28 protein-coding genes are annotated in these 25,492 nt (G+C 68.4%); 16 read left to right on the forward strand and 12 right to left on the reverse strand.

The features are described 5' to 3' along the window. Window positions 1-78: 78 nt before the first annotated feature. The 4 genes from DEO45_RS10780 to DEO45_RS10795 form a co-directional block, all read right to left on the reverse strand. Window positions 79-408: a hypothetical protein gene (locus DEO45_RS10780; RefSeq protein ID WP_114343397.1), complete on the reverse strand. Its 330-nt coding sequence runs from the start codon at window positions 406-408 to the stop codon at window positions 79-81. Between the two features lie 88 nt (window positions 409-496). Further along, the gene (locus tag DEO45_RS10785) at window positions 497-1,165 is read right to left on the reverse strand and encodes a glutathione S-transferase family protein (protein ID WP_114343399.1); all 669 of its coding nucleotides are present in this window, start codon (window positions 1,163-1,165) and stop codon (window positions 497-499) included. A 37-nt stretch (window positions 1,166-1,202) separates the two neighbouring features. Continuing rightward, complete coding sequence (locus DEO45_RS10790; protein ID WP_189339727.1) at window positions 1,203-3,056, reverse strand: family 43 glycosylhydrolase; 1,854 nt, start codon at window positions 3,054-3,056, stop codon at window positions 1,203-1,205. Between the two features lie 46 nt (window positions 3,057-3,102). Continuing rightward, complete coding sequence (locus DEO45_RS10795; RefSeq protein ID WP_114343401.1) at window positions 3,103-4,020, reverse strand: arginine deiminase-related protein; 918 nt, start codon at window positions 4,018-4,020, stop codon at window positions 3,103-3,105. Between the two features lie 224 nt (window positions 4,021-4,244). On the opposite strand from DEO45_RS10795, the gene DEO45_RS10800 reads away from it, so the two are divergent. Continuing rightward, the gene (locus DEO45_RS10800) at window positions 4,245-4,547 is read left to right on the forward strand and encodes a DUF3247 family protein (RefSeq protein WP_114343403.1); all 303 of its coding nucleotides are present in this window, start codon (window positions 4,245-4,247) and stop codon (window positions 4,545-4,547) included. A 180-nt stretch (window positions 4,548-4,727) separates the two neighbouring features. On the opposite strand, the gene DEO45_RS10805 is transcribed toward DEO45_RS10800, so the two are convergent. Further along, a complete protein-coding gene (locus tag DEO45_RS10805; RefSeq protein ID WP_114343406.1) occupies window positions 4,728-6,557 on the reverse strand; it encodes an FAD-binding oxidoreductase in 1,830 nt (609 codons plus the stop codon). Window positions 6,558-6,714: 157 nt separating this feature from the next. Here DEO45_RS10805 and DEO45_RS10810 point away from each other — a divergent pair, with 157 nt between their 5' ends. The 3 genes from DEO45_RS10810 (at window position 6,715) to DEO45_RS10820 (ending at window position 8,900) form a co-directional block, all read left to right on the forward strand. Beyond that, a complete protein-coding gene (locus tag DEO45_RS10810) occupies window positions 6,715-7,581 on the forward strand; it encodes a LytTR family DNA-binding domain-containing protein (protein ID WP_114343408.1) in 867 nt (288 codons plus the stop codon). Between the two features lie 70 nt (window positions 7,582-7,651). Then, the gene (locus tag DEO45_RS10815; protein ID WP_114343410.1) at window positions 7,652-8,386 is read left to right on the forward strand and encodes a hypothetical protein; all 735 of its coding nucleotides are present in this window, start codon (window positions 7,652-7,654) and stop codon (window positions 8,384-8,386) included. A gap of 61 nt (window positions 8,387-8,447) precedes the next feature. Beyond that, window positions 8,448-8,900 carry a DUF6491 family protein gene (locus DEO45_RS10820; RefSeq protein ID WP_114343842.1) on the forward strand — a complete coding sequence of 151 codons (453 nt, stop codon included), beginning with the start codon at window positions 8,448-8,450 and terminating at the stop codon, window positions 8,898-8,900. Window positions 8,901-8,903: 3 nt separating this feature from the next. Here the strand turns inward: DEO45_RS10820 and DEO45_RS10825 are convergent, their stop codons facing one another. The 3 genes from DEO45_RS10825 to DEO45_RS16710 form a co-directional block, all read right to left on the reverse strand. Further along, the gene (locus DEO45_RS10825) at window positions 8,904-9,725 is read right to left on the reverse strand and encodes a ferritin-like domain-containing protein (protein ID WP_114343412.1); all 822 of its coding nucleotides are present in this window, start codon (window positions 9,723-9,725) and stop codon (window positions 8,904-8,906) included. 135 nt (window positions 9,726-9,860) lie between these two features. Next, a complete protein-coding gene (locus DEO45_RS10830; protein WP_114343414.1) occupies window positions 9,861-10,277 on the reverse strand; it encodes a universal stress protein in 417 nt (138 codons plus the stop codon). Window positions 10,278-10,340: 63 nt separating this feature from the next. After that, complete coding sequence (locus DEO45_RS16710) at window positions 10,341-10,538, reverse strand: hypothetical protein (protein WP_223250849.1); 198 nt, start codon at window positions 10,536-10,538, stop codon at window positions 10,341-10,343. Here DEO45_RS16710 and DEO45_RS10835 point away from each other — a divergent pair. From DEO45_RS10835 to DEO45_RS10870, 8 genes are all read left to right on the forward strand, one after another. Further along, a complete protein-coding gene (locus DEO45_RS10835) occupies window positions 10,531-10,989 on the forward strand; it encodes a hypothetical protein (RefSeq protein WP_114343844.1) in 459 nt (152 codons plus the stop codon). The two genes, DEO45_RS16710 and DEO45_RS10835, sit on opposite strands and share 8 nt — an antisense overlap. A 117-nt stretch (window positions 10,990-11,106) precedes the next feature. Beyond that, window positions 11,107-11,286 (forward strand): hypothetical protein, encoded by a 180-nt coding sequence (locus DEO45_RS16605; protein WP_189339728.1) that lies wholly within the window; start codon window positions 11,107-11,109, stop codon window positions 11,284-11,286. Beyond that, window positions 11,286-11,759, forward strand: coding sequence for a hypothetical protein (locus DEO45_RS10845; protein WP_114343417.1), 474 nt, complete (start codon window positions 11,286-11,288; stop codon window positions 11,757-11,759). Before DEO45_RS16605 ends, DEO45_RS10845 begins: the two co-directional genes overlap by 1 nt. Before the next feature lie 67 nt (window positions 11,760-11,826). Then, window positions 11,827-12,579, forward strand: coding sequence for a DUF2884 family protein (locus DEO45_RS10850; RefSeq protein ID WP_114343419.1), 753 nt, complete (start codon window positions 11,827-11,829; stop codon window positions 12,577-12,579). Window positions 12,580-12,704: 125 nt separating this feature from the next. Then, window positions 12,705-13,142, forward strand: a complete 438-nt coding sequence (locus DEO45_RS10855; RefSeq protein WP_114343421.1) for a hypothetical protein — start codon at window positions 12,705-12,707, stop codon at window positions 13,140-13,142. 11 nt (window positions 13,143-13,153) lie between these two features. Next, window positions 13,154-13,729, forward strand: a complete 576-nt coding sequence (locus tag DEO45_RS10860; RefSeq protein ID WP_114343847.1) for a DUF924 family protein — start codon at window positions 13,154-13,156, stop codon at window positions 13,727-13,729. 67 nt (window positions 13,730-13,796) lie between these two features. Beyond that, window positions 13,797-14,102 (forward strand): DUF2845 domain-containing protein, encoded by a 306-nt coding sequence (locus DEO45_RS10865; RefSeq protein WP_114343423.1) that lies wholly within the window; start codon window positions 13,797-13,799, stop codon window positions 14,100-14,102. Between the two features lie 94 nt (window positions 14,103-14,196). Further along, entirely contained in the window at window positions 14,197-15,045 is an 849-nt protein-coding gene (locus tag DEO45_RS10870) for a mechanosensitive ion channel family protein (RefSeq protein WP_114343425.1), read from the forward strand. A 2-nt stretch (window positions 15,046-15,047) separates the two neighbouring features. On the opposite strand, the gene DEO45_RS10875 is transcribed toward DEO45_RS10870, so the two are convergent. Continuing rightward, window positions 15,048-18,647 (reverse strand): ABC transporter permease/M1 family aminopeptidase, encoded by a 3,600-nt coding sequence (locus DEO45_RS10875; protein WP_114343427.1) that lies wholly within the window; start codon window positions 18,645-18,647, stop codon window positions 15,048-15,050. A gap of 31 nt (window positions 18,648-18,678) precedes the next feature. Continuing rightward, on the reverse strand, window positions 18,679-19,563 hold the full coding sequence (locus DEO45_RS10880; protein ID WP_114343430.1) for an ABC transporter ATP-binding protein: 885 nt from the start codon (window positions 19,561-19,563) through the stop codon (window positions 18,679-18,681). 222 nt (window positions 19,564-19,785) lie between these two features. Between DEO45_RS10880 and aceF the strand changes: the two genes are divergently transcribed. From aceF to dapB, 4 genes are all read left to right on the forward strand, one after another. After that, entirely contained in the window at window positions 19,786-21,141 is a 1,356-nt protein-coding gene (gene aceF, locus DEO45_RS10885) for a dihydrolipoyllysine-residue acetyltransferase (RefSeq protein ID WP_114343850.1), read from the forward strand. A gap of 15 nt (window positions 21,142-21,156) precedes the next feature. Continuing rightward, on the forward strand, window positions 21,157-22,977 hold the full coding sequence (gene lpdA, locus DEO45_RS10890) for a dihydrolipoyl dehydrogenase (protein WP_114343432.1): 1,821 nt from the start codon (window positions 21,157-21,159) through the stop codon (window positions 22,975-22,977). Window positions 22,978-23,157: 180 nt separating this feature from the next. Next, window positions 23,158-23,805 (forward strand): dihydrofolate reductase family protein, encoded by a 648-nt coding sequence (locus DEO45_RS10895; RefSeq protein ID WP_114343434.1) that lies wholly within the window; start codon window positions 23,158-23,160, stop codon window positions 23,803-23,805. Between the two features lie 126 nt (window positions 23,806-23,931). Next, window positions 23,932-24,732 (forward strand): 4-hydroxy-tetrahydrodipicolinate reductase, encoded by an 801-nt coding sequence (dapB, locus tag DEO45_RS10900; RefSeq protein WP_114343437.1) that lies wholly within the window; start codon window positions 23,932-23,934, stop codon window positions 24,730-24,732. Window positions 24,733-24,747: 15 nt separating this feature from the next. Here the strand turns inward: dapB and DEO45_RS16610 are convergent, their stop codons facing one another. Next, a complete protein-coding gene (locus DEO45_RS16610; protein WP_189339729.1) occupies window positions 24,748-24,891 on the reverse strand; it encodes a hypothetical protein in 144 nt (47 codons plus the stop codon). A gap of 9 nt (window positions 24,892-24,900) precedes the next feature. Further along, window positions 24,901-25,440 (reverse strand): hypothetical protein, encoded by a 540-nt coding sequence (locus tag DEO45_RS10905; protein WP_114343439.1) that lies wholly within the window; start codon window positions 25,438-25,440, stop codon window positions 24,901-24,903. Window positions 25,441-25,492: the final 52 nt, after the last annotated feature.

A 25,492-nucleotide genomic window follows, 5' to 3' on the forward strand; every position in this document is an offset into this window, starting at 1 on the left:
CCTGACGTACGGATGACCAGCATACCGCGGCGGGCGGTGCGCCGATTCGCGCCAATCGCGTTCAGGCGCGCGCGGCGTTCACTCGTCGTCGTTGCGGAACACGCGACGCAGCAGCAGGAACGCCCCGAGCGTACCGGCCACGATCGCCGCCGTGGCCAGCGGGTGGCGGTTTACCTGGCGGCGCAGGCGGCGGTACTGGTAGTTCGCCTCGTCGGCGAGATCCTCGGCCGCATGCGACAGCCGGCGACCGTACGAATCGCCGTGCCGGTTCCAGCGCGAACCCAGCTCGCGGCCCCGTTCGAACAGGCTATGCGCACGCTCGGCGGCGCCGTCGGCATAGCGACGCGCCTGTTCGCCCGCGCGCTCGCCGGCGTCGCGGAGTCGGCTCTCGATATCGTGGTTGCGCATGGAGTGTTCTCCTCGTCGGCGGGCTTCCGAGGCTGCCAGCGACTTCGTGAGCGAGGCGTAAACAGCGCCGCGCGGCGTCGCGATCCGTTCAGCCGAGCCGGTATTCGCCGCCTTGCTGCAGCGCGCGCTGGTAAGCAGGCCGCGCGTGGATGCGCTGCAGGAAGGTGGCCAGCCGCGGGTAACTGTCGTCCAGTCCCCCGCGCGCGGCAAACGCTTCCAGCGGGAAGCTCAACTGGATGTCGGCGACGCCGAACGTATCGCCGCCGAACCACTCGCTCTTGCCGAGTTCGCCTTCGAGGTAATCCATGTGCAGTTTCAGCTGGGGGTCGACGAAGCCGCCCTGCACCTTGCGCGCGATGCCCTTTGCGACGGGCTTCGCGAAGAATGGCATCGGCGTCGTCTCGATCCGGCGGAACACCAGCTTCAGCAGCAGCGGCGGCATCGCCGAGCCTTCGGCGTAGTGCAGCCAGTAGCTGCAGCGCAGCCGCTCGGGCGTGCCGGGCGCGGGGATCAGCCGGCCGGCACCGTAGCGGTCGGCGAGGTATTCCACGATCGCGCCGGACTCGGCCAGGGTGAGTTCGCCGTCGGTGATCACCGGCGACTTGCCCAGCGGGTGGATCGCGCGCAATGCCGGCGGTGCCAGCATGGTCTGCGGATCGCGCTGGTAGCGTCTGATCTCGTAGGGCACGCCAAGTTCTTCAAGCAGCCACAGGATGCGTTGCGAACGCGAGTTGTTGAGGTGGTGGACGACGATCATCCACGCATCAGAGCGCACTGCGCGGGTGCACGCAAGCTCAGGGTTGCAATGTGGCGGCCCGCGACAGCGTCGATACTCCGCGCTCGTCGAACGCCTCGACCGCCACGACGTAGGTCACGCCCTTGCTCAGCGCACGCAAGGTCAGCCGGGTCGGCTGGTCGGCGAAACGCTGGTACGTCTCGTGCAGGCGGTCGGCGGCCAGCCCCCAGCGCACGTTGTAGCCGACCGCGCCGGGCACCGGCTGCCACACGATCTCGGCATCGCGGGTGTCGGCCAGGCGGCGGGCGGAAACCAGCACCGGCGCCGGCGGCGGCGGGCCGTCGGCGTTGCCGAACACGCGCAGGTCGGAGATCGCCAGGGTGCGTGCGCCGACGTGGCCGTGCACGTAGCGCAGGTAGCGGATGCGTGCCGGATGGTCGAGTTCGAGATAGGCGTTCGACCGGTCGCGGGTTTCGTGCGAGAGGTCGGCCAGGGTGGTCCATCGCCTGCCGTCCGCCGAGCCGTCGAGGCGGAACCGGGTGACGATGTCGGGCGCATCGCCGTAGCGGCCGGAGCGGTAGTCGGCGTAGTCCACCTGCACCGCGCGCACCGTGCGCGGGCCGCCCAGGTCGAGCGTGAGCGTCTGTCCGGCGGTGTTGCTTGCCGCCGCCCAGAACGTGCGCGGGTTCTCGTCGGTGACGGCGGAGGGTGGATGTTTCGGCAGTTGCGACGAAGCGCGCGCGGACTTGCGGTACGACAGCAGCATCCAGCCGGTGAAGGTGCTTTCGCCCTCGCGCAGCGCATGGTCTGGCATGCGCTGCGGGAAATCGCCGAAGCGCGTGTCGACCCACATCTGGCCGTCCGCGTGGAAGCCGGCGGGGAACAGTTCGATGCGCCGCTCGAACGTCCAGTTCAGGCCCACCCACATGGTGCCGCTGTTCCACCAGTTGCCGTAGGCGTCCTGGAAAGTGGAGCCGTGCCCTGCGCCGATGGCGAAGCCGCCTGGCTTGTAGCCGACCGGGTTGTATGGCGCGTAGGTGAACGGTCCCAGCGGATTGCTGCCGACGTAAACGCCGGTGGCGTACACGTTGTACTCGGTGCCGGGCGCGGCGTATTGCAGGTAGTAGCGGTCGCCGTGGCGGTTCATCCAGGCGCCCTCGACAAAGGGCGCGATGCGGGCGTCGGCGTGGTCCTGCCCGAAACGTTCCCAGCCGTGCGCGGCGGGGTCGGCCTTGAGCAGTGCGGCCGGCTTGGTGACGAAGGTGATCCGCTTGCCTTCGCCTTCGTCGGCGCGGTCCAGCGCCAGGTCGATCTGCGCGCCGTACAACGGAAAGACGTTGGAGGAATCCCAGTACAGATAGGTCCTGCCGTCCTCGTCGCGGAACAGGCCCGGGTCCCATGGACCGGGCGGCAGGTCACCCGGTTTCATTTCGCTCTCGTGCCCGGCCCACACCGCGCCCGGTACCGCCGGCAGCAGGCGCGTCCAGAACTGCCAGCGGCCATGCGCCGGATCGGTCGAGTACAGCAGCGGGCGCGGCTCCATCGCCGACGACATCAGGAACAGCTTGCCGTCGGCGACCAGGGTGGCCGGCGCCACCGGGCCGTCGAACGGCCATCGGTCCGGCTGCACGAACTGCCAGTGCACCAGGTCGGTCGAGCACCAGTAGCCGTCGGCCAGGGTCAGGAACAGGTAGTACGCGTCGCCGTAGCGCACGAACGCGGGGTCCGCGCCGGTGCGGTACGAGATGCCCTGGTTCATCTGCTCGTAGTTGTAGCGGTAGTCGATATCCAGCGGATTGGCCCAGGTGCGGCCGCCCGTGGCGGCGGACGCAGACCCCGCGCCGGCCGCGGCCAGGAGGATCGCGAACAGGATCAACCGCAGCAGGCGTGTATAGGATAGCGACGCTGACATGCGCCGAGCATGCCCCGGCGATGGTGGCCGCGCAACGCGGACCGCCTCAGTAGATCTCGCCCACGCAGCAGCGCAGGCTGCCGCCGGCCTTCTCGATCTCGTCCAGTTCCACCGCGCCCACCGCGAAACCGTAGCCGGCCAGCGCTTCGCGCTGGGCGTCGGTGAGCGAACGGGCGGCGCGGGCGCTCATCCACACGCGGTGGTCGGAAAGGGTGATCGCGTTGCCGGCGAAGGCCTGTTTCTGCGCCGGGCTCAGCCAGACCGCGCGGTCACCACAGGCGGTGGCGATCGCCTGCGCCGCAGCCGGGTCGCGGAAGCCGTCGGCGGCGATGATCGCGGCACGGCCGGCCAGCAGGGTCAGCACCACGTTGGTGTGGTACTCGGTCTCGGCCAGCTCGAAGCAGTAGGTCAGGCGCAGGCCGAACGCCTGGTGCATCGCCTCGGCGCCGGCCGGGTCGCAGCGCTCGCTGAGGCCGCAGTAGCCGATGCCGCGGGCACGGTCGATCACCAGCGCGCCGGTCAGTTCGGCGACCAGGTCGCCGCGGGCGGACAGGTCGATCTCGTCGTAGCCCAGCACGTCGCCGAAGAAGCCGCGGATGTCGCCGCGCGCGGCCTCGCGCTGGCGTACCCGGTGGCGCATGCGACCGACGATCAGCCGTCCCGGCGCAGTGGCGAACACGTTGTTCGGAAACACCGCGTCGGGCGTTGCCGGGTCACCGGGAAAGGTGATCACCGGCACGTCTGCGCGCAGCGCCTGCGCCAGCGCGCCGTGCTGGGCCAGCGCCTTCAGCGGGTCGACCATCAGGCCCAGGTCCATGTAGCGGTTGTCGCGCGCCGATTCCTGCGCCAGCGCGAATTCGGCTGGCGCCACCATGAACGCGGCCCGCGCGGTCGCCGCCGCTCCCGGCAACGGCGCCAGCGCGGCGAATGCTTCGAGGAATTCGCCTGGCGAGGTGGTGATCATGGCGCGGCTCCATGCGGGAAGCGTAAAAGCATATCCGCTGCCGGTTCTTCCCGCGCGGCGGCTTCCATCCGTCGCTTGCAGCCAGCCCGATCGGGACCCGCTATCGCGCGTGCATGGCGTCCGGCATCCAGCCTGCCGTTCAGCTGGCAGACGGACGAATTGACGCGCGCTTTCCATGGGGCCAACCACCCTGATGCCCGATCACGTCACGCGAGGCGAATGCCATGGGCAGAGCAGCGGAACGCGTCTACACCGACCGGACCAGCATCCGGCAGCTCGAATCGCTGGTCGAGGAACTGCCGGCCAACGGCCATGTGGTGCTGCTGCTCAAGGACGGCAGCAGCTGCGATGGCGTGGTCGTCACGCGACCGAACGTGCAGCTGTTCCGCGATGCGGACGAGCGCGAAGGCATCAACGCCACCGTGCAGCTGGAACGGCCCGACGTGCCGGAATGGAGCCGGCAGGTCTGGCTTGACCAGATCGTGCGGGTCGAGCACCTCGACTCGTGCATGGCCGGCGAAAATTGAGAGATTGCGAATTCTTCAAGCTCGAGGCCTGGCCAGGGCGAGGCGAGGAGTTGAGGCAACGAAGGAGCAGTTGCCCGATGCCCGGGAGCGGAGCGGGCATACATGTGCCGGACTCGCGACGGAAGGAAACCACGGGAAGTGGTTTCCTTCACAAGCTCCGGGCGCAAGCAGGTTGGCGTTCTAGGTCAGCAAGCGGTTGAAGCCGTCCGCGCTCCACTCCTCGCTGCCGACGCCGTGGTGCACGAAGAACAGGCCGTCGGGGTCGTACCTGCGCTTCGCTGCGGCGAGGCGCTGATAGTTGCCGCCCCAGAATCCCCGCTGCCAGTCGTGCAGGAAGTAGTCGCTTTCCGAGACATAGGAGCCGGCGTCGGGTGCCACGGCACGCAGCGCATCCATCGTCTTGTCGACGGCCGCGGCCATGCGCCGCGCCATGGCCAGATCCGGTTTCGCACCCGGCATGCCGGGAAAGGCGGGATCGCCGCCGCTGGCGCTGATGGCCAGGGCGAAGGCATCGAGCACCTGCGGATGGGTGGCGGTGTCGCGGGCACGGTCGATCGCATCGGCTGGCGCGCCGGCCAGGCCCTTGTTGAAGTGCAGCGAGACGCCGTAGTGCTGCGCGGCCTCGAACAAGGCATCCACCAAGGGCGTCTGCCGCCCTGGCTGCAGCAGCGAAGCCGGCAGCCAGGCCGACTGGTAGCCCTGGATGAACCAGCCGACCTGGTCGTGGTCGCCGGACCACAGGAAGTGGTGGCGGGGGGAGCCGGGCCGGTCGTCCGACACGATGGCGCTCGGCAGATATTTGCGGAGGAATTCGGCGTCCCACAGATGTCGGGCCGGCGCCGCCAGCGCCTGGAAAAGTTTGCTGACGTGGCAATCCTTGCGCGCATGCACCCAGGCCAGAAAGGGCGCCCAGGTCTGTTCGGCCTGTTGCTGGCTGAGGCCCTGGAACATCATGGAAACCTCGAAGGTGTGGCCACCGTAGAATTTCATCTGCTCGCCCCAGTGCGGATTGAACAGCGCGCGCTGGTAGAAGCCCACCGCCTCGGCGATCAGGGCGCGGTAGGCCGCATCCGAGTCGGCCTTGACGGTGAGGTTGACACCGCCGAAGAACTCGGGCAGCTCGAAGGTGCGCAGGGTCAGCCGCGTGACCACGCCCAGGCTGCCGCCACCGCCGCCCTTGAGGCCCCAGAACAGCTCCGGATTCGTGCGGGCGTTGGCGATGCGTACCTGGCCGTCGGCGGTGACGATCTCCGCCTCCAGCAGGTTGGACGCCGCCGTGCCCCAGCGCTTGGAGAAGCTGCCGAAGCCCCCGCTCTGCACCAGCCCGGCCACGCCCACCGTGGTGCAGCCGCCGCCCTGCACGTAGCGGCCGCCGCGGGTGGTCACGGCGTCGTAGGCGTCGATCCACATCGCGCCCGCCTGCACGCTTGCCGCCGCCTGTGGCGCCAGATGGCCGGCGCAGCCTTGCGGCACGAAGGCGTCGTGCAGGCTCACCTGGTTCATGTGGCGCGTCCACACCAGCAGCGAATCCGGCGCGTCCGAGGTGCCCTGGTAGCTGTGGCCGCCGCCCTTCACCACCAGTCGCAGGTGATGCTTGCGGGCGAAGTTGACGGCTGCGACCACGTCGGCCGGGTTCTCGGCTGCCACGGCCCAGGCGCTGGGTTGCGAGCTCCAGGCATCGGCCCAGCCGCTGGTCTGGGTCAGCGCGGGGTTGTCGCCCACCGCGAACGGGTTGGCCAGCTGCTTGAGCGCCTGCGCGCAGGCGCCGTCCGGTTGCGACGGGTCGCAGTGGGCGAAAGGCGATTCCAGCTTCAGCAGCCGGCCGCCGACCTGCCGTTTCAGTTGCTCCCATTCCGCGGCCGCGGGCCAGCCCGGCTGCTCCGGGCGCAGCCGCGAGCGCAGGGTTGTCGCAAGGGTGCCGGCGCCGTGCGCCAGGGCCGTGCCACTGCGCATCAGCAAGGGCAGCAGCGGCAGGGTGACGGCCGCCTTCAGCAAGTCGCGCCTTTTCATCGTATCGCTCCGGGCTGGATGGACGGGGGCCAGCATGGGCCGGTGTTGCCGTCATTCCCAGCCTGGGGTGACGGATGGCGGGCCGTCGGGGACGAAGCGACCCCGGTGCGGGACGGGGCGCGTGGGGATTTCGCCGCGGCCACGTAGAATCGCCCGCATGAGCGAGCAGGCGGATGGTGGATATAGGGATTTTCAGCGTTGGCCACCCTCGGTCGAGGTGGCTTTCTGGGTGGCGCTGTCCCTCCTGAACACGGTGTTCAACGGCTTCGTTGCGCAGATCGACCATGCCCGCACGGCGGCCTGGGAACCGTGGGTGTGGGAATCGAGCAGCGCGCTGCTGGTCCTGCTGCTGATCCCCTTCGTGAAGATGGTGGAATGGCGCTGGCCGTTCCGCTTCGATACGTGGCGTCACAGCCTGCCCTGGCACCTGCTGGCCAGTGTGGCGTTCAGCCTGATCCATGTGGCCGGCATGGTCGGGCTGCGCAGACTGGCTTATGCGATGGCAGGCCGGCATTACCATCTGGGCGCGTGGTGGCCGAACTTCGGTTACGAGTACCTGAAGGACATCCGCAGCTATTTCATCATCGTCGCGCTGATCTGCCTGTCGCGGCTGTGGCTGCTGCGCCAGCAGGGCGAGGCGAAACTGCTGGCCGCGCCGGACGAGGGTGCGCCGGTGGAGCCGGTGGAGCGGCCGGAGCGCTTCCTGGTGCGCAAGCTGGGCAAGGAGTTTCTGCTCAACGCCAGCGAGATCGAGTGGCTGCAGGCTGCGGGCAATTACGTGAACCTGCATGTGCGCGGTCGCGATTATCCCTTGCGCGCCACCATGGCCGGGATCGAGGAACGGCTGGATCCGGCGCGCTTCGTGCGGGTGCATCGCGGCTACTTCGTCAACCTCGACTATCTGGCCGAGATCGAGCCGCTGGAAACCGGCGACGCGCGGCTGCAGATGCGTGACGGCGGGAAGATTCCCTGCAGCCGGCGCCATCGCGCCGCGCTGCGCGAGCGCTTCGGCCGGCAGGATTGAACACGGACGGTTGCGCGGCGACGGCCGATCGTTCCAAGCTAGCCGCCTGTTCCCGCCTGGCAGGTCGCCGATGAATCGCGCTTTTCTCCGTTGTGTTCCGCTGGCTTTCTGCGCTGCCTGGCTGCTGGCCGGCTGCTCGCCCCAGGGCGGCGCTCCGGCACCGACGGCGGAGCAGCAGCAGGCCCAGGCCCGGACGGCCGACGCGGCGCGCAACCTCGATACCTACCGCCAGCTGCTGCGCATCCGCAACGACGAGATGGCGGTGTCGATGGGCAAGGACATCGTCAAGCGGTTTCCGGACAGCGCCGCGGCGAAGGAGGTGCTGCAGACCCTGCCGGCGATCGAGCAGCGCTACACCGAGGCCAGCGAGAAGAACCGGCTGGCCGGGCTGTGGCTGTACCAGGTGGCGCCGATGGCCGGCGGCACGCAGTCCACCGCCACCATCGAGAACAGCCAGCCCGCCAGCGGCGACCGCGTGCGGCTGGTGCTGCGCCGGCACACCGAGTGGGGCCAGAGCGTGTTCCTGTACGGCAGCAAGCCCGGCTTCGTCTGCCGCGGCAACTGCATCATCGCCGGCAGCGCCGACGGCAAGCCGGTGCGGATCAAGGCATTCGCGCCGTCCACCGGCGAGCCGGCGCTGATGATCCGCGACGACAACGGCTTCATCGCAATGCTGCGCAAGGCCAAGAAGATCGAGCTGGACGTCACCCTGGTCGACGGCGAGAAGAGGCAGGCCCTGGTCTACGAAGTGGCCGGCTTCGACCCGGCCAGGTGGGTTGCCGTCGGCAAGCAGAAAAAGAAGTAGCGCGGTACGCGGAAAGCCGTCTCGTGCGTTCTGGTACCTCCCACCGATGGAGACCGACGACATGGGCACCACGACACGTGTTCTGCTGGCGACGGCCCTGACCGCCATGCTCGTCGGCTGCGCCGGCGCGCCCTACACGCAGCGGATCAGCGAGCGCCAGGCCGCGTATGCCGCCGCGGCCGGGGCGCCGGTGCGCAGCTTCCGCTTCTTCAACCTGTACACGTGGGAGCCGCTGGGCGACACCGAGCTGGCCGTCTACACGCGGCCGAACGAGGCGTGGCTGCTCGACCTCGGCGGCTGCCACGACCTGGAATTCGTCAACGCGATCGGGATCACCTCCAGCGTCGGCCAGGTGATGGTCGGCTTCGACAAGGTGCTCACCGGGGCGCGCAATTTCCCCTGCACGATCACCCGGATCCGCCCGGTCGACGTGAAGAGCCTCAAGGTCGCGCAGCAGAAGCAGCGGCAGATCGACAGCAAGGCGCGCACGGACCCGCCCGCCGGATCGCCATGAGCATCAGTGCAGGAACAGCTTCTCGGTGATCTTCGCCAGCGGCTTTTCCAGGGCGCTCTGCAGGCGCGCGGGCAGGTCCAGCGGCTTGAGCAGCATCTTCACCGTCATCCCGGCCGGAATGTGCCGGCGCAACAGGCCCTGGGCGCGGTCGCTGATGCGGCGGAACTCGGCTTCGTTGCCCTGGTGCTGCGGGTAACACTGGTTGAACACGTGGCGCAGCGCGATGTCGCTGTCCTCGCTCTTGATCTCGTTGACCCGGCGCAGGATCGCCCGGAACACCTTGTAGCGGCCGAAGCCCTCGCGCTCGCGATACAGCCGGTAGTGCTGGTAGAAGTACTTGAAGTGGCGGACTTCGTCGCTCTTGATGTGGTTGGTCAGCTGCTTCAGCACCGGCTCGTCGGTGATCTCGTTGAGCGCGCGGTACAGGCTGGCGGTGCCGGTTTCCACCACGCAGCGCGCGGCCAGTTCCAGCCCGCGGCAGGTTTCCAGCTGCTCGGCGGTGCACACCGCGCCGTATTCGCTCCAGAACGCCTGGAAGCCCTTGTCCCAGTCGAATTCCGGCCAGACCTTCCTGACGTAGGCGGCCAGCGCACGGCCGTGCTGCAGCTCCTCCTGCTCCCAGTGCTGGCTGAGCCAGGCTCCCAGTTCCTCGTCGTCGGCGAAGTGGCGGACCAGGTTCTGCGTGTACAGGTCCGAGCCGCTCTCGACGAAGGACGAACTGCACAGCAGGAAAAACAGATCCTCGTCGTGGCGTATGCGCGCGACCTCGATCCGGTCCAGATCGATGCTTTCCAGGGTCCAGGGCAGGTCGGTGGAATAACTCAAGCGGATTTCCCGTAGGGCAACGCGAATGCCGGCCGCCGCGGCAGGCGCCCGCATGACAGAAAGATGTCACAGGATACGACGCGGGCGCGACGGTGGGTTAACGCGGCCCGACTCGCACCGCGGCGTCGCCGCACTTCAGCGCACCACCGTCACCGGCACATGGGCACGTGCCAGCACGTTGCCGGACACCGAGCCGAGCAGCCAGCGCGCCAGCGCGCCGCGCTCGGTATGGCCGATCACGATATGGTCCACGCCATGCTGCTCGACCTGGCTGAGCAGCACGTCGCCGGGGCTGCCGTAGATCAGCTCGACGTCGACCAGCCGGTCGGCGTCCGGCACGATCGCGGTGAGTTCCTCCAGCAGTTCCTGCACGCGCCGGGTGCCGGAGTCGGCCATCATCAACGCCGAGGCGTCCGCGCCGCCCTCGGTCACCTGCAGCACCGACACCACGCGCACCCGGCCGTTGCCGCAGCGGGCCAGCTCGATGGCGAATTGGAACGCTCGGCGCGAGGCTTCCGAGCCGTCGTAACCCACCAGTGAATACTTGACCATGGTTCTCCTTGCGCGGTGATCCGGCATCGGGCCATGCCGAGTCTAGGCACGGTCCCGGTCCGCTCACAAGTCTCGGCGCGGCTTGCGAATCGTTGCCAGCGCGGTGCTTTCGCCGGACAACCTGAACGGGCAGTCAAGCTTCTGCACATCGCTGTCACGCTGACGTAAACACGATTTCCGACCACGCGGCAGCCCGCGATCCATGCGGCCGGTCGCGTCCGTGTCCCCCCGCACGAACCGCAAGGAGAACATCATGATCAAGCGTACTCTTGGAATGGCTGCCCTGGTCCTGGCCTGTGCCGGCGCGATGGCCGCGTGGCCGGCGGGCAACGCACAAGCTGCCGAAGCGTCGGTGAAATGCGATCTCGTCTACAACCTCTCCGGCTGGTCGCTGCTCTACAAGCACGCCGAAGGAAGCGGCACGATTACCTGCGACAACGGCCAGAGCGCGGATGTGAAGATCGCCGTGGTCGGCGGCGGCCTCACCGCCGGCAAGTACCACATCGATCACGGCAAGGGCGAGATCAGCAAGGTGCATGGCATCGCCGACGTCTACGGCGACTACGTGCAGGCCGGCGCCGAGGCTGGCGTGGTGAAGAGCGGCACCGTGCAGGTGTTGACCAAGGGCACGACCTCGCTGGCGCTGTCCGGCACCGGGGAAGGCGTGAATCTGGGTGTCTCGGTGGGCAAGTTCACCATCCGCAAACACTGATGTCCGCACGGTGCGGCGAAGGAGGGTGTCCGTCCGGCGCCCTCCTTCGTCGCGACGGGTAGACTGTGGCGGTTGCCCCCTGGGTTTTCGTTTCCCCGAACTGGAGCCGCCACCGCCATGCGTCGTCTTTCCTGCCTGCTCGTGCCGGGCTCGCGCATGGGCGCGCACTGCGCCTGGCGCGCCACTTTCCCAACCGGCCCGCAGGGCAAGGTCGCGAAGGTCTACGTGGACGTCGATCCGGAGAAGAACTCGGCACAGGTGCTGGGCGACCTGGCCGGCCTGAAGGCGGCCCGCTGATGCCGCTGGCGATGCGTACCGGCCCCGCCTCGGCGCAGCGCTTCTCGGCGTGGATGAGCGCCGTTTGGATCCTGTTGCTGTTCGCCGCGGTGGGGTTCGTACAGTACCTGCAGCACGCCGAATACGCCTACCTGGCGGCCGCGCTGGTGGTGATCGCGGCGTGCGCTGGCTGCATCCTGCACCAGGCATGGGCGCGGCCGACGATGCAGGTGCTGGCCGTGCTGCTGGCGGGGTGGACGCTGGTCACCGGCGTGTTGATGCTGCAGCACACCGGCGACTTCGAGATCGCGCGGCAGCATGCGCGGGCGCAACCGCAGCTGGGCGAGGTGGCGCTGTGGATGATCGCGCGGGCCGAGCGCACTTGGCAGGTCGGCCTGGCGCTCAAGGCGGCCGCGCTGCCGCTGCTGCTGTGGCTGGCCTGGCAGCTGGGCCGCCCGGCGGTGCGTGCGCAGTTCCACCCGCGACGCCCTTGAGCGGCCAGTTCAGCGGCGGTTGCGACGGCGTCGGCTATCGCTGGGCAAGTTCATCCGGAAGCCATCCATGCGCCTGCCACGATTGCTGTTGCTGCTCGCCCTGCCTCTCGCCGCCACTCCGCTGCATGCGCAGGACCTGGCGACGACCTGTCACGCCAGCAGCAGCTACGACGTCACCCTGAAACCCGACAGCCTGCTGTTCGACCGGACCACGCCGGCGCCGTTCCACGTCGAGCTGCAGCGCGGGGTGCTGCGCACCGACGGCGCCGTGGTGCCGCAGAACGCGGAGAACGAGGACCGGCTGGCGCTGTTCGAGCGCGACCTGCGCGCGCTGGCGCCGCGGGTCCGCACGGTGGCGCGCAACGGTGTGGACATGGCGGCGCAGGCGCTGCGTGCCGAGGCCGACGGCATGCAGCTGGACGCCGCCACCCGCGCCGAGTTCGAGCGCCGGCTGGCGGCGCATGCGAACGAGCTGAAGCGCCGCATTTCGCTCAGCCAGAGCACCCGCGACTGGCAGGGCGACGCCGCCAACCAGATGATGAACCAGATCGCCGGCGACCTGCTGCCGCTGCTGGCTGGCGACCTCGGCCAGCAGGCGGTCAGCGCGGCGCTGGCCGGCGACCTGCAGGCCGCGGCCAGCCTGCGCGACCGTGCTGCCGCGCTGGCCACCGGATTGCAGCCGCGCGTGCAGGCCCGTCTGCAGGCGCTTCGCCCGCAGATCGAGGCGCTGTGCCCGTCGATCCGGCAACTGGCATCGTTGCAGCAGGGCGTGCGCGGCGGCAACGGCCGGCCGCTGGATCTGCTGCAGATCCAGCCGTGAGCCGGTGCCGGCCAAGCCCACCTGCGGCTGACTGGCCGGCGATGAAACGCGCCAGGTTAATCTCCCGCTAAGTAGGCGGGAGCGAGGATGGCCGCCGACCAGCCACCCACCGCCCGGAGGCGGCCATGCCGCGGCGCCCGCAAGCATCCACCTGCCATGCCCTGACCCGGCGCAGCATCGACCTGCGCCAGCTGTACCGGCATGCCGCGAGGATGTGCGAACCGGGCCTGCGCATGGTGCTGAGCGACAACGCACGGACGCTGGACCTGCTGATCGCCGACCTGCAGGCGCAGTCGCGCTCCGGCGACCGGGCCTGCCTGCGTGGCAGCTGGCGGGGCGTCGTTCATCGGCATCTGGCCGGCTGGCTGGTGCATGCCGCCAGCCGCCGCGACCAGGCCTGGCTGCGCGTGCTGGCCCACGGCGAAAGCGACCTGCTGCACCGTTTCGAACACGCCATCGCGATCGCCCCGGCGGCGCCGGCGCTGGTCCTGCGGCGGCAACTGCCGCGCCTGCGCGGCATCCACCTGGACATGCACAGCCTGGCCGGCACCGCCCGTTATTGATCCAAGCGATGATGCCCGCGACCGCACAGGACGTTCTCGATTTCTGGTTCGACGAAGCGAACCAGGCGCACTGGTTTGCCGCCGACGCCGCGTTCGACGCGCGGATCTGCATGCACTTCGGCGCTGCCGCGGAAGCCGCCGCAGCCGGCGGCCTGGACGACTGGGCGGCCACGCCGGCCGGCTGGCTGGCCCTGCTGATCCTGCTCGACCAGTGCCCGCGCAACCTGTACCGCGGCGATGCGCGCGCGTGGACACAGGACGTCAGGGCACAGCGCCTCGCATTGTCGGGCCTGGCCCGCGGCGACGACCGGCAACTGCCGCCACTGCGGCGCGTATTCGCCTACCTGCCGCTGGAACACGCGGAAGACCGGGCATTGCAGCAGCGATCGGTGGCCCTGTTCGAAGCGTTGCGCGCCGGCGTACCGGCAGAACAGCGCCAGCTGTTCGATGATTTCCTGGACTATGCTCGGCGCCATGCCGGGGTGATCGCGCGCTTCGGCCGCTTTCCGCATCGCAACGCCGCGCTCGATCGCCCCAGCACGCCGGAGGAAATGCGCTACCTGGCGCAGCCGGGCGCCGGTTTCTGAGAGGCGGCGCGATCCGCGGGTTACGCGATTCCAGCCAGTCCGTTCCAATCAGGCCAGGGAGCAGGTCATGCGCATTCGTCTCGTCGTCGCGTTGTTCGCGTTCAGTGCCGCCGTGCATGCCTCCAGCACCTTGCGCGTCGGCAACCAGGTGCTTGCCGCCGGCGACAGCCGCGAGCGGGTGGTCGAGCTGCTGGGCAAGCCCTCGTCGAAATCGCATGCACCCAAGGCGCGCCGCCACGGTCGCCGCGGCGGCGTCCAGGTGGTGGACAAGCACCAGGGCGGCGAACAGTGGCGGTACCGCCGCGGCGACCACACGACCGTGGTGACCATCGTCGACGGCCGGGTCAGCGAGATCGAGGATCGCCGGCTCTAGCCGTCCGTAGGGGGTACCCGCACCGCCCGCGATGGCGATGTCGTCGCGGTTCTCCTGCTAGGCTGGCCTCCGGTTTTTTTCGGAAGGCGAGACCATGTCCGATGTTTCCGTCGCGCCGGCAGTGGCTCGTGCGATGTCTGCCTACTCCGACCAGGCGGTGCAGATCGGCTTGCACCTGCTCGGCGCCCTGCTGGTGCTGCTGGTCGGCATGTGGGTGGCGCGCCGGCTGGCCAATGTCGTGCAGGGTGCGCTGGGCCGCGCCAATTTCGATTCCACGCTCAGCGGCTTCCTGCGCAACCTCACCTACGGCGTGCTGGTTGCCCTGCTGCTGGTGACCGCGCTGGGTGTGCTGGGTGTGCCCTCGGCGCCGATGGTCGCCGCGCTCGGCACGGCGGGGCTGGCGATCGGCCTGGCTCTGCAGGGTTCGCTCAGCAACCTGGCCTGGGGCGTGTTGCTGGTGGTGTTCCGGCCGTTCCGGGTCGGCGACTACGTGAGTGCCGGCGGCAGCGAAGGCACGGTGCATGCCATCAACCTGATGCATACGCAGCTGATCCTGCCGGACAACCGCGAGGCGATCCTGCCGAACGCGAAGATCGGCGGCGATGTCATCCTCAACTACAACCGCCTGGGCTCGCGGCGCTTCGAGCTGAAGCTCGGCATCGCCTACCGCGACGACACGGACCGGGTGATGGCGGTGATCACGCAACTGATGGCTGCGGACGCGCGGGTTCTGAAGGAGCCGGCCCCCGGCGTGTGGATCGAGAGCCTGGCCACGCAGACGGTGAACCTGGTGCTGCGCGGCTGGACCCGCAGCGCCGACAACTGGAGCACACAGACCGACCTGCTGCATGCGATCAAGCGGCAGATCGATGCACGGCAGATCAGCGTCCCGGCGGGTCCGCAGGAAGTCACCCTGGTGCGGGGCGCACCGAAGGCCGACTGAGCCTACGGCACCGTCACCGCGCGGCGGTTGTCGCTGGAGACCTTGTCGATCAGTTCGTTGTACGGGTCGATGCCGGCCAGTGCGGGCTTGCCGTCGACGGTGACGGTGAGCGTGCTGTCGCCGTCGGGCAGCAGGCGCTTTTCCAGGTACAGCGGCTTGCCGTCCCTGCCGTTGCCCGGGGACGCGGCGAACACGCCGACCTCGATCGGGATGTCCGGCTTCGCCGCGGTTTCCTTGCCGGTGCCGTCGACGTAGACCTTGCCGGCGTGCACCCGCAGGGTCACTTCGTACCTGCCGTTCGGCAGCTTCTTCGCGGTGGCGTCAATGAGGCGGTTGTCGAACAGGGTGATCTTCCAGAAGAAATCGTCCAGCAGTCCGCGCCACTTCGGATCGACGGCCTTCGCCAGTGCATCCATGAACTCCCGCGACGTGGTGTACGGCGGCTGCTGGAAGCCCTTGTCGAGCAGGAACTGCTTCAGCATCGCGTTCAGCGTGCCTTCGCCGAGGTAGTCCTGCAACGCGTAGAACACCAGCGAGCCTTTCCGGTAGTGGATGTACTGCTGGTTCTCCACCTTGGCCAGCGGCTCCTCGGCCAGTTTCTCGGTGGCGCGGCCGGCCAGGTAGCCGTCCAGTTCGTATTTCAGGAACTTGTGCATCTGGTCGGCGCCGTACTTGTGCTTCATCACCATCAGCGCCGAATACTGCGCCAGCGACTCGCTGAGCATGGTCGAACCCTGCATGTTCGCGCCGATCACCCGGTGCGCCCACCACTGGTGCGCTACCTCGTGCGCGGTGACGTAGTAGACGTAGTCGATCTTGCTCTTGTCGCGCAGGTCGGCGATGAAGCCGATCGACTCGGAATACGGGATGGTGTTGGCGAACGACTGCGCGAAGCCGGCGTAGTTCGGGAACTCAAGGATGCGCAGCTGCTTGAACTGGTACGGCGTGAAGTTCGCGTCGTCGTAGTCCAGCGCGTCCTTCGCGCCCTGGATCATCCGCTCCACGTTCCAGGCGTGCGCGGGGTTGTAGTACACCGCGATGTCCACGCCCTTCCACGTCTCGTGCTTCACCGCGTAGCGCGCCGACAGATACAAGAAGAACGGCAGCATCGGCTGGTCCGTCCCGTCCTGGGCCATCGTGTAGTGGAAATAGCGCCGGCCGTTGGCCGTCCATTCCTTCTGCAGCGTTCCCGGCGCGATGGCGATCTGGTCGGGCGTGGTGGAAACGGTGGTGTCGAAGCTGATCCAGTCCGCGTCGTTGCTGATGTAGGTGTCCGCACGCGCCTTCTGGTCGCCCAGCTTCGGCATCCGCGGCACCCCGGCGGAAAGTCCGTACTTGCGGCGGTCGTTGCGATCGGTGAGTTGCGTTCGGGCCTGGTAGCCGAACTGCGGCATCATGGCGTTGTTGAAGAACGTGCCGTTGTGGGCGAGGAACTGGCCTTCCGGACTGTTGGTGAAGCCCTTCGGCGCGTATTCCAGCGTGAAATCGAACGCCATCGACGCACCCGGCGCCAGCGGCGTCTTCAGCCGGTAGATGCTGTACCCGAGCTCCTTGTCCGCGCTGACCGTGTCGTGCGGCGCGAGCGCCAGCGACTTCACGGTGAATTCGTCGGCGAAGTTCACGTGCAGCTCGCTGATCGGCGCAGCGTGCTTGTTGACCAGGATGTAGTGGCCGCGGATCTCCAGCCGGCGCCGGTAGGGGAAGATGTCCACGTCGGCCTTCACCGCAGTGATGCGCGGCTGCGGCAGGTCCTTGTACTTCGAGTACTTCTTCTCGTAGTCGGCGCGCTGGATCGTCTTCGCCACGCTGCTCTGGAAGTGATTCAGCACGTTGGTGTTGTAGTAGATCCACGCGCCGCTGCCGACGAACGCAAGCAGCGCCGTGGCCAGCATGATCTTCGCCGGCGTATGCAGCCTCGTGCGCGCTTCGCGCAGGCGTTCGCGCCACGACTGCCCGGTGCCGCGCACCCAGAGCAGCGCGGCGAGCACCAGCAGCGCCACGGCCAAGCAGGCCCAGTAGAAATCGAACCACAGCACGGCCGGGAGGAAATGGCCGAAGCCGTTCATGTCCGAGTACGGCAGGCCCGGCGCGCTGCCGTAGTTGTACAGGTTCTGCTCCCAGTGCAGCAGGTCGAAGCCGATCGTGCCCAGTACCAGCCACACGATGGTCAGCAGGTAGCCGAGGAACTTGTTGTTGGCGACCACCTGCAGGAACAGCGCCAGCACCGCCAGCAGCACGAACGGGATCGCATTCAGCGCCAGCGTGGCCAGGTACAGCCCCGGTTCCAGCTGCGTGTAGCCGTGGCCCAGCTGCCAGCCGATGCCCACCACGGCGCCGATCAGCAGGAACGCGGCGATCACCGCCAGCAGCGCGCCCAGCTTGGCGGTCAGCGGTACCCAGTCCGGCACCGGGAACGCGTCCGTGACTTCGGCCGAGCGCTGGCTGCGCTCGCGCCACACCAGCTCGCCGGCGTAGAACGTGATGATGATGTACAGCAGCCACTGGAAGCCGCCGCGCACGTTCTCCAGCACCTGGTGCGTCACCGGCCAGGTGGCCGTGCCGTAGATCCGGCTGGACAGCGCCAGCGCGAAGACCAGGTTGAACAAGCCGAGCGCCAGCATGATCAGGAACGGCGCCCCACGTAGCACGCCCAGGGTGTCGAACGCGAACTGCGTGCGCAGTTGCAGCAGGTGCGTGCGCAGGTCGTCGGCCAGCCGCACCTTCGGCAGCACCAGCGCGGCGGCGGCCTGCGGGCGCAGCATCGGCGGCTCCGTCCGCTTCCTTCGCCGCGGCAGCTGCAGGCCTTCGCGGTTCGGCCGGAACAGCGCCATGGTGGCGCCCAGCATGGCCATGCCCACCGCGCCCCACAGCACGCGGTTGAACAGCAGCACGCCGCCCAGCGCCGGCAGCTCGTGGTTGGCCTGGTCCGCCGACCAGTAGCGCGTGACCAGGGCCAGCGTGCGGCCGCCGAACGGGTCGAGCATGGCGGCGATGACATGGTTGTTGACGTCGCGGGTCAGCAGGCCGACCACGGAGTTCAGCACGAAGTAGACGATCAGGCCGATGTAGGTGGCCAGCAGCGAGCGCGTGGTGGTCGCGAGCAGGAACAGCAGCGCGGCGATGAACAGCAGGTCCGGCACCACCATCACGCCGAACGCCCACGCGTAGCCGTGCCAGCTCGCCGGGCCCAGCCGCGCCGCGTCGATCCATGGCATCAGGCCGCCGATGGCCAGGCCCAGCGCGCAGGCCAGCATGACCGCCAGCGCGGCGAGACCGCCGGCGGCGAAGCGGCCGCCGAGGTAGGCGCCGCGGCTGATCGGCGTGGTGAAGAACAGTTCGGACGTGCGCTGGTCGAAATCGCGCAGCGCCGCACCGGCCACGAACACCGTGACCAGGAAGGTGCTGAGCACGCTGAGCACGCCGAGCAGCCGCGCGATCACCAGCGGGGCGTTGCGCAGCACGTTGCCGCTGGCGCCGCCGACGATCACCGCATCGGTGCTGGCCAGCGCGAACGCCAGCGAGCCGAACACCGCCGCGACGATCCAGAACAGCGGCGCCCTGAGCTGCTGGCGCAGTTCGAAACGAAGTATCTCGAAGAACATCGGTATTCCCGTCCGTGTTTCGAAGATGGCGTCAGGCGGCGCGGGCGGTGGCCTGTGCGCGCAGGCGGCCGAAGTAGACGTCCTCCAGGTCGGGCGCCACGGGTTCGAAGCCTTCTTCCGGCAGCGCGTCGGCCAGCACGTGCAGCAGGGTGCGGCCGCCGGCGAGGCGGGTGGACAGGATGTTCATGCGGGCGCGGTAGCCGTCCAGCTCGGCCTTGTCGATCGTGCGCCGCCACACGCGGCCTTCGAGCGAGCGGATCGCCTCGACCGGCTCGCCGCTGAGCAGCACCTGGCCCTGGCCGATGATCGCCATGCGCGGGCACAGGTCGGTGACGTCCTCCACGATGTGGGTGGACAGGATCACCACCACCCGCTCGCCGATCTCGGCCAGCAGGTTGAGGAAGCGGTTGCGCTCCTCCGGGTCGAGCCCGGCGGTGGGCTCGTCCACGATCACCAGCCGCGGGTCGCCGATCAGCGCCTGGGCGATGCCGAAGCGCTGGCGCATGCCGCCGGAGTAGGTGCCGAGCTTGCGCTTGCGCACGTCCCACAGGTTCACCTGGCGCAGCAGCGATTCCACCAGCTCGCGCCGCTCAGCCCTTGCGGTGACACCCTTGAGCACGGCGAAGTGCTCCAGCATCGCCTCGGCCGAGACCTTCGGGTAGACGCCGAATTCCTGCGGCAGGTAGCCGAGCAGGCGGCGGGTGGCCTGCTTGTCGGCCAGCAGGTCCATCCCGCCCAGCCGGATCGTGCCTTCGTCCGGATCCTGCAGCGTGGCGATGGTGCGCATCAGCGAGGACTTGCCGGCGCCGTTCGGGCCGAGCAGGCCGAACATGCCGCAGGGGATGTCCAGTGACACGCCGCGCAGCGCCCGCACGCCGTTGGCGTAGGTCTTCGACAGGTCGCGAATGGTCAGCATGGGGTGTTTTCCTGCGCCGCCATGCGGCAGGGTCATGCGGGTCAGGTTACGGGAAGGGGGCGGCCCGGTGCGTGCGCTCAAGGTCATGCATACGTATGCGCATGGTAAATGGCGCGGCGACCCCACGATCCGGGCATACGGATCGGCCCTGCCTTCGTTATGATTGAACTCTTGTATGCGGCCGCCATCCCCGAGCGGCACGCCATCGCCGCAGGAGTCACCATGGCCGACCTCAAAGAAGCCCGCGTTCCCGATATCGGCCACGCGGACGTTCCCGTCATCGAAGTGCTGGTCAAGGCCGGCGACCGGGTGGAGAAGGAACAGAGCCTGATCACGCTGGAATCGGACAAGGCGACGATGGAAGTGCCTTCGCCGTTCGCGGGCACGGTGAAGGAAATGAAGTTGAAGGTGGGCGATGAGGTTTCCGAGGGCGCGGTGATCGCGGTCATCGAGGCCGATGGCGCAGCCGCCGAGGCGGTCGCCACCAAGCCCGCCGCAGCGGCTCCAGTCCCAGCTCCGGCCCCGGCGGCGCCTGCACCGGCACCCGCCGCAGCCAAGCCCGCGCCGATCGCCGGCCAGGGCGCGCAGCCGGGCAACGCGCCCGAGGGCGACGTGTCGCCGCAGGCGCGCCCGCCGATGGATGCCAGCATCGTGATGCCCGGCGACGCGCCATACGCCAGCCCGGCGATCCGCGCTTTCGCGCGCGAGCTGGGCGTGGATATCCAGCAGGTGAAGGGCAGCGGCCGCGGCGGCCGCATCCAGCGCGAGGACGTCAGCGCCTACGTCAAGCACGCGCTCGCTTCCGGCGCGCGTCCGGTGGCCGGCGCCGCCGCCTCGGTGGGTGGCCTGAACCTGCTGCCGTGGCCGAAGGTCGACTTCGCCAAGTTCGGCGAGATCGAGGAGAAGCAGCTGTCGCGCATCCAGAAGATCTCCGGCGCGAACCTGGCGCGCAACTGGGCGATGATCCCGCATGTCACCCAGCACGAGGACGCCGACATCACCGAGATGGATGCGTTCCGCAAGCAGCTTGGCGCCGAGAACAAGGACCTCAAGATCAGCCCGCTGGTGTTCCAGATCAAGGCGGTGGTGGCGGCGCTCAAGGCGTTCCCGCAGTTCAACGCCTCGCTCGACGAGTCCGGCGAGAAGCTGATCCTGAAGAAGTACTTCCACATCGGCATCGCGGTGGACACGCCTGACGGCCTGGTGGTGCCGGTGATCCGCGATTGCGACAAGAAGGGCCTGCTCGAGCTGGCCCGCGACCTGGCCGAGATCTCGAAGAAGGCACGCGACAAGAAGCTCGGCCCGGCCGAGATGTCCGGCGGCTGCTTCTCGATCAGCTCGCTCGGCGGCATCGGCGGCACCTACTTCACGCCGATCGTCAACGCGCCGGAAGTGGCCATCCTCGGCGTCTCCAAGTCGGTGACCAAGCCGGTGTGGAACGGCAAGGAATTCGCGCCGCGGCTGATCCTGCCGCTGTCGCTGTCGTACGACCACCGGGTGATCGACGGCGCGCTCGCCGCGCGCTTCGCCAGCTTCCTCGCCAACCAGCTCGGCGACATCCGCCGGCTGCTGCTCTGACCGGAGGCGACGACGATGGCGAACACGATCGAGATCAAGGTTCCCGACATCGGCGGCCACGACAGCGTGCCGGTGATCGAGGTGCTGGTGAAGGCCGGCGACACGGTGGCGAAGGAGCAGAGCCTGATCACCCTGGAGTCGGACAAGGCGACCATGGAGATTCCCTCCAGCGCCGCCGGCGTGATCAGGGAAGTAAAGCTCAAGGTGGGCGACGAGGTTTCCGAGGGTGCGCTGATTGCCGTGCTGGAGGTTGCCGGCGAGGCTGCTGCCGCACCGCCGGCGGAAGCTGCGAAAGCGGAAGCGCCCAAGGCTGCTGCACCGACGACGGCCGCCGTTCCGGCGGCCACTCCTGCCCAACCCTCCCCGGCGATCAGGGGAGGGAGTGACGTGGTGCCGCAAGCGGCGGCCGGCACCGGCCGCAAGGCCGACATCGAATGCAAGCTGGTCGTGCTTGGCTCCGGCCCCGGCGGCTACAGCGCCGCGTTCCGCGCCGCCGACCTCGGCGTCGACACCGTGCTGGTGGAGCGCTACGCCAGCCTCGGTGGCGTCTGCCTCAACGTGGGCTGCATCCCGTCCAAGGCGCTGCTGCATGCCGCGGCGGTGATCGACGAGGCCGCGGCGATGGGCGCGCACGGCGTCACGTTCGGCGCACCGAAAATCGACATCGACAAGCTGCGCAGCTTCAAGAACAAGGTGGTCGGCCAGCTCACCGGCGGCCTTGCCGGCATGGCCAAGGCGCGCAAGGTGCGCACGGTCGAAGGCAGCGGCGCGTTCGTGTCGCCGCACGAAATGGAAGTCCAGACGAAGGACGGCGTGAAGCTGCTCCGCTTCGAGCACGCGATCATCGCCGCCGGTTCGCAGTCGGTGAAGCTGCCGGCGTTCCCGTGGGACGACGAGCGCGTGATGGATTCCACCGGCGCGCTGGAACTGAAGGACGTGCCGAAGAACCTGCTGGTCGTCGGTGGCGGCATCATCGGCCTGGAAATGGCCACCGTGTACGCCGCGCTGGGCAGCGCGGTGACCGTGGTCGAGTTCATGGACCAGCTGATCCCGGGTGCCGACGCCGATTTGATCAAGCCGCTTGCCAAGCGCCTGAGCGGCAAGCTCAAGGGCGTGCACCTGAAGACCAAGGTAGTCAGTGCCAAGGCCACCAAGAAAGGCATCGAGGTCGGCTACGAAGGCGACAGCATTCCCGAGACCACGCTGTTCGACCGCGTGCTGGTCGCGGTGGGCCGCTCGCCGAACGGCGGCAACATCGGCGCGGACAAGGCCGGCGTGGCGGTGACCGAGCGCGGCTTCATCAACGTCGACACGCAGATGCGCACCAACGTGCCGCACATCTTCGCCATCGGCGACCTGGTCGGCCAGCCGATGCTGGCGCACAAGGCCACCCACGAGGCGCACGTCGCGGCGCAGGCAGTGGCCGGACAGAAGAGCCACTTCGATGCGCGGGTGATCCCGTCGGTGGCGTACACCGATCCGGAAATCGCCTGGGTCGGCGTGACCGAGCGCGAGGCGAAGGAAAAGGGGCTGAAGGTCGGCGTGGGCAAGTTCCCGTGGGCGGCGTCGGGCCGCGCCATCGGCATCGACCGCACCGAGGGTTTCACCAAGCTGATCTTCGACGAGGAAACCCACCGCATCGTCGGCGCCGGCATCGTCGGCGTGCACGCCGGCGACCTGATCTCCGAACTGGCGCTGGCGATCGAGATGGGCAGCGAGGCGGCCGACATCGCGCTTACCATCCACCCGCATCCGACCCTGGGCGAATCGGTCGGCATGGCGGCGGAAGTCTACGAAGGCACGATCACCGACCTGTACCTGCCGAAGAAGAAGTGATCCGAGCCGCAGGGAAAAGCCCGGAGCGATCCGGGCTTTTTTTGTGAGCGGGTTTCGGGAGGGACCCGCCCGTGTCCGCGTTCGATCCGAGGCGGCTATTGTCCGGCTCCTCCTGAACGTCGATCATGGCGACATCGCCCGCAGGTTGGCGGGCGCATTGACCACGCAGCGAGGCATCTCATGTCGAAACTTCGCGTCGCGAGCTTTGCCCTTTCCATCGATGGCTATGGCGCTGGACCGGACCAGGATCTCCAGCATCCGCTCGGCATCGGCGGCCCCGCGTTGATGGAGTGGATCTTCCACACCCGCGCATGGTCGAAGATGCACGGCGGCGACGAGGGCGAGACGGGCGTCGACAACGGCATCGTGGAGCAGGGCTTCGCCGGCATCGGCGCCTGGATTCTCGGGCGCAACATGTTCGGGCCGGTCCGCGGCCCGTGGCCGGACGACGGCTGGAAGGGCTGGTGGGGCGACGAGCCGCCGTACCACACCCCCGTCTTCGTGCTGACGCACCATCCGCGCGCGCCGCTCAGGATGGCGGGAGGCACCGAGTTCCGCTTCGTCTCCGAAGGTATCCACGCCGCGCTGGAGCAGGCGACCGTTGCCGCGGATGGCCGCGATGTCCGCCTGGGCGGCGGCGTATCCACCATCCGGCAGTATCTGCGCGCGGGCCTGGTCGACGAACTGCATCTCGCCATGCGGCCGGTCCTGCTCGGTTCCGGGGAACATCTGCTGGACGGCCTCGATCTGCCTGCTCTCGGCTACGAATGCACGGGACACGTCGCGGGCGAACGTGCCACCCATGTGTTCCTGAGCAGGCGGGCGTGACCTGTCGGCCCTGCTGGCCGTGCGCCGTCGTGGGGATCGAGCGTCTGGCCGTGGCGAACGATCGGAACCGGCGATAGTGTCGACTCATTGCCGGCGCTGGAACATCCCCATCAGAACGAGGTCGATATGCCATTGAAAGTATGTCTCGCCGGTGCCACCGGCTGGGCCGGGTCCGAACTGGCGCGCGGGATTGCCGCGGCTGCCGATCTTGCCTTGGTCGCCGCGGTCTCGCGCCGGCAGGCAGGGCGGTCGCTGGGCGAAGTGCTGGGCGAACCGGGGCTCGCCACGCCGGTCTTTGCCAGCGCCGCCGAGGCGCTGGCGCAGCCGTGCGACGTGTTCGTCGAGTACACCCATCCGGACAGCGCGAAGGCGAACATCCTCGCCGCGCTGGAACGCGGCGCGCACGTGGTGGTCGGCACCTCGGGCCTCACCGACGAGGACTACGCGCAGATCGACGCACTGGCGCGCGAGCGGCAGCGCGGCGTGCTGGCCTGCGGCAACTTTGCGCTCACTGCGGTGCTGCTGATCAAGTTCGCCGAGATGGCGGCAAAGCTCATCCCGCAGTGGGAGCTCGTCGACTACGCCAGCGCGGGCAAGCCGGATGCGCCCAGCGGCACGGTGCGCGAACTGGCCACGCGCATGGGCCGCGTGCGCCAGCCGCAGCTGGAGGTCCCGCTGGAGCGGACCGTCGGCCTGCGCGAGACGCGCGGCGGCACGCTGGCCGGCAGCCAAGTGCACGCGCTGCGCCTGCCGGGTTTCGTGATCGGCGCCGAGGCGATCTTCGGCATGCCGGACCAGACATTGACGATCCGCCACAATGCCGGCAGCAGCGCGAAGCCCTACGTTGACGGTGCGTTGCTGGCGATCCGCAAGGTGCCCGGCCTGATCGGCCTGCACCGTGGACTGGATGCGGTGCTGGACCTGTAGCGAGAGTTTTCCGATTCAGTGACGGCTTGCTGACGTGCTGTCGGCCTGCGCGGGCAGTGCGTCCCGCAGGTGGCGCTGCAGTGTCAGCAGGCTCTGCTGCGCCTGATCCAGCATCGTCGCCATCTGGCTGACCACGTGCAGAAATTCGCGTGAGTGCACGTTCCCGGATTAGAGATCAGTCAACGTGTCGATCATCCGCGGGCCATCCATCGCCAGTGCCAGGTTCGTGCTCAGGCCAATGCCGACGTCGCGCTGGTTGGCGTAGACCGCGGAGTAGCGCTGTATGCGCTCTCGGTCGATCCAGCTGGCGGACTGATCCGCCACCGCCACATCCCAGGCTTCGTGGCGCAGGGTCGGCCAGTTCAGGTTGAGGTTGAAATTCCCGGCCGAGACCTGCGACTGGATATGCTGCGCGATGATCGCTTCCGGCGCGTGCGCCTTGAAGTCTTGTATCAGGCTGTCGCGAATCGCGGCGAGTCGCTTCACCTGCCGTGCGTCCTGTGTCAGCGAAGAATCGATCGCATCCAGGTTGGAGCGGATCTCCGCATCGATACGCAAGCTGGCCACCTCGGCGGCGTGGACGTGGTGTGCGTGCTCTATCCATGCTTCCAGGCCGAGCGCGGTGAGAATGCTGAGTACGATCATCAGGTAGTGCTTGGCGAAGTCCTTGAAGGACTCCAGCCGAACCTTCGGCAGTTCGAGGTGCATGCTGTCTCCGGGGATGGCAGGCGGAGTGCGAAGGGTATCGGATTGGCCGGCT

The organism is Rhodanobacter denitrificans, assembly GCF_003335105.1.
Lineage (GTDB): Bacteria > Pseudomonadota > Gammaproteobacteria > Xanthomonadales > Rhodanobacteraceae > Rhodanobacter > Rhodanobacter denitrificans_A.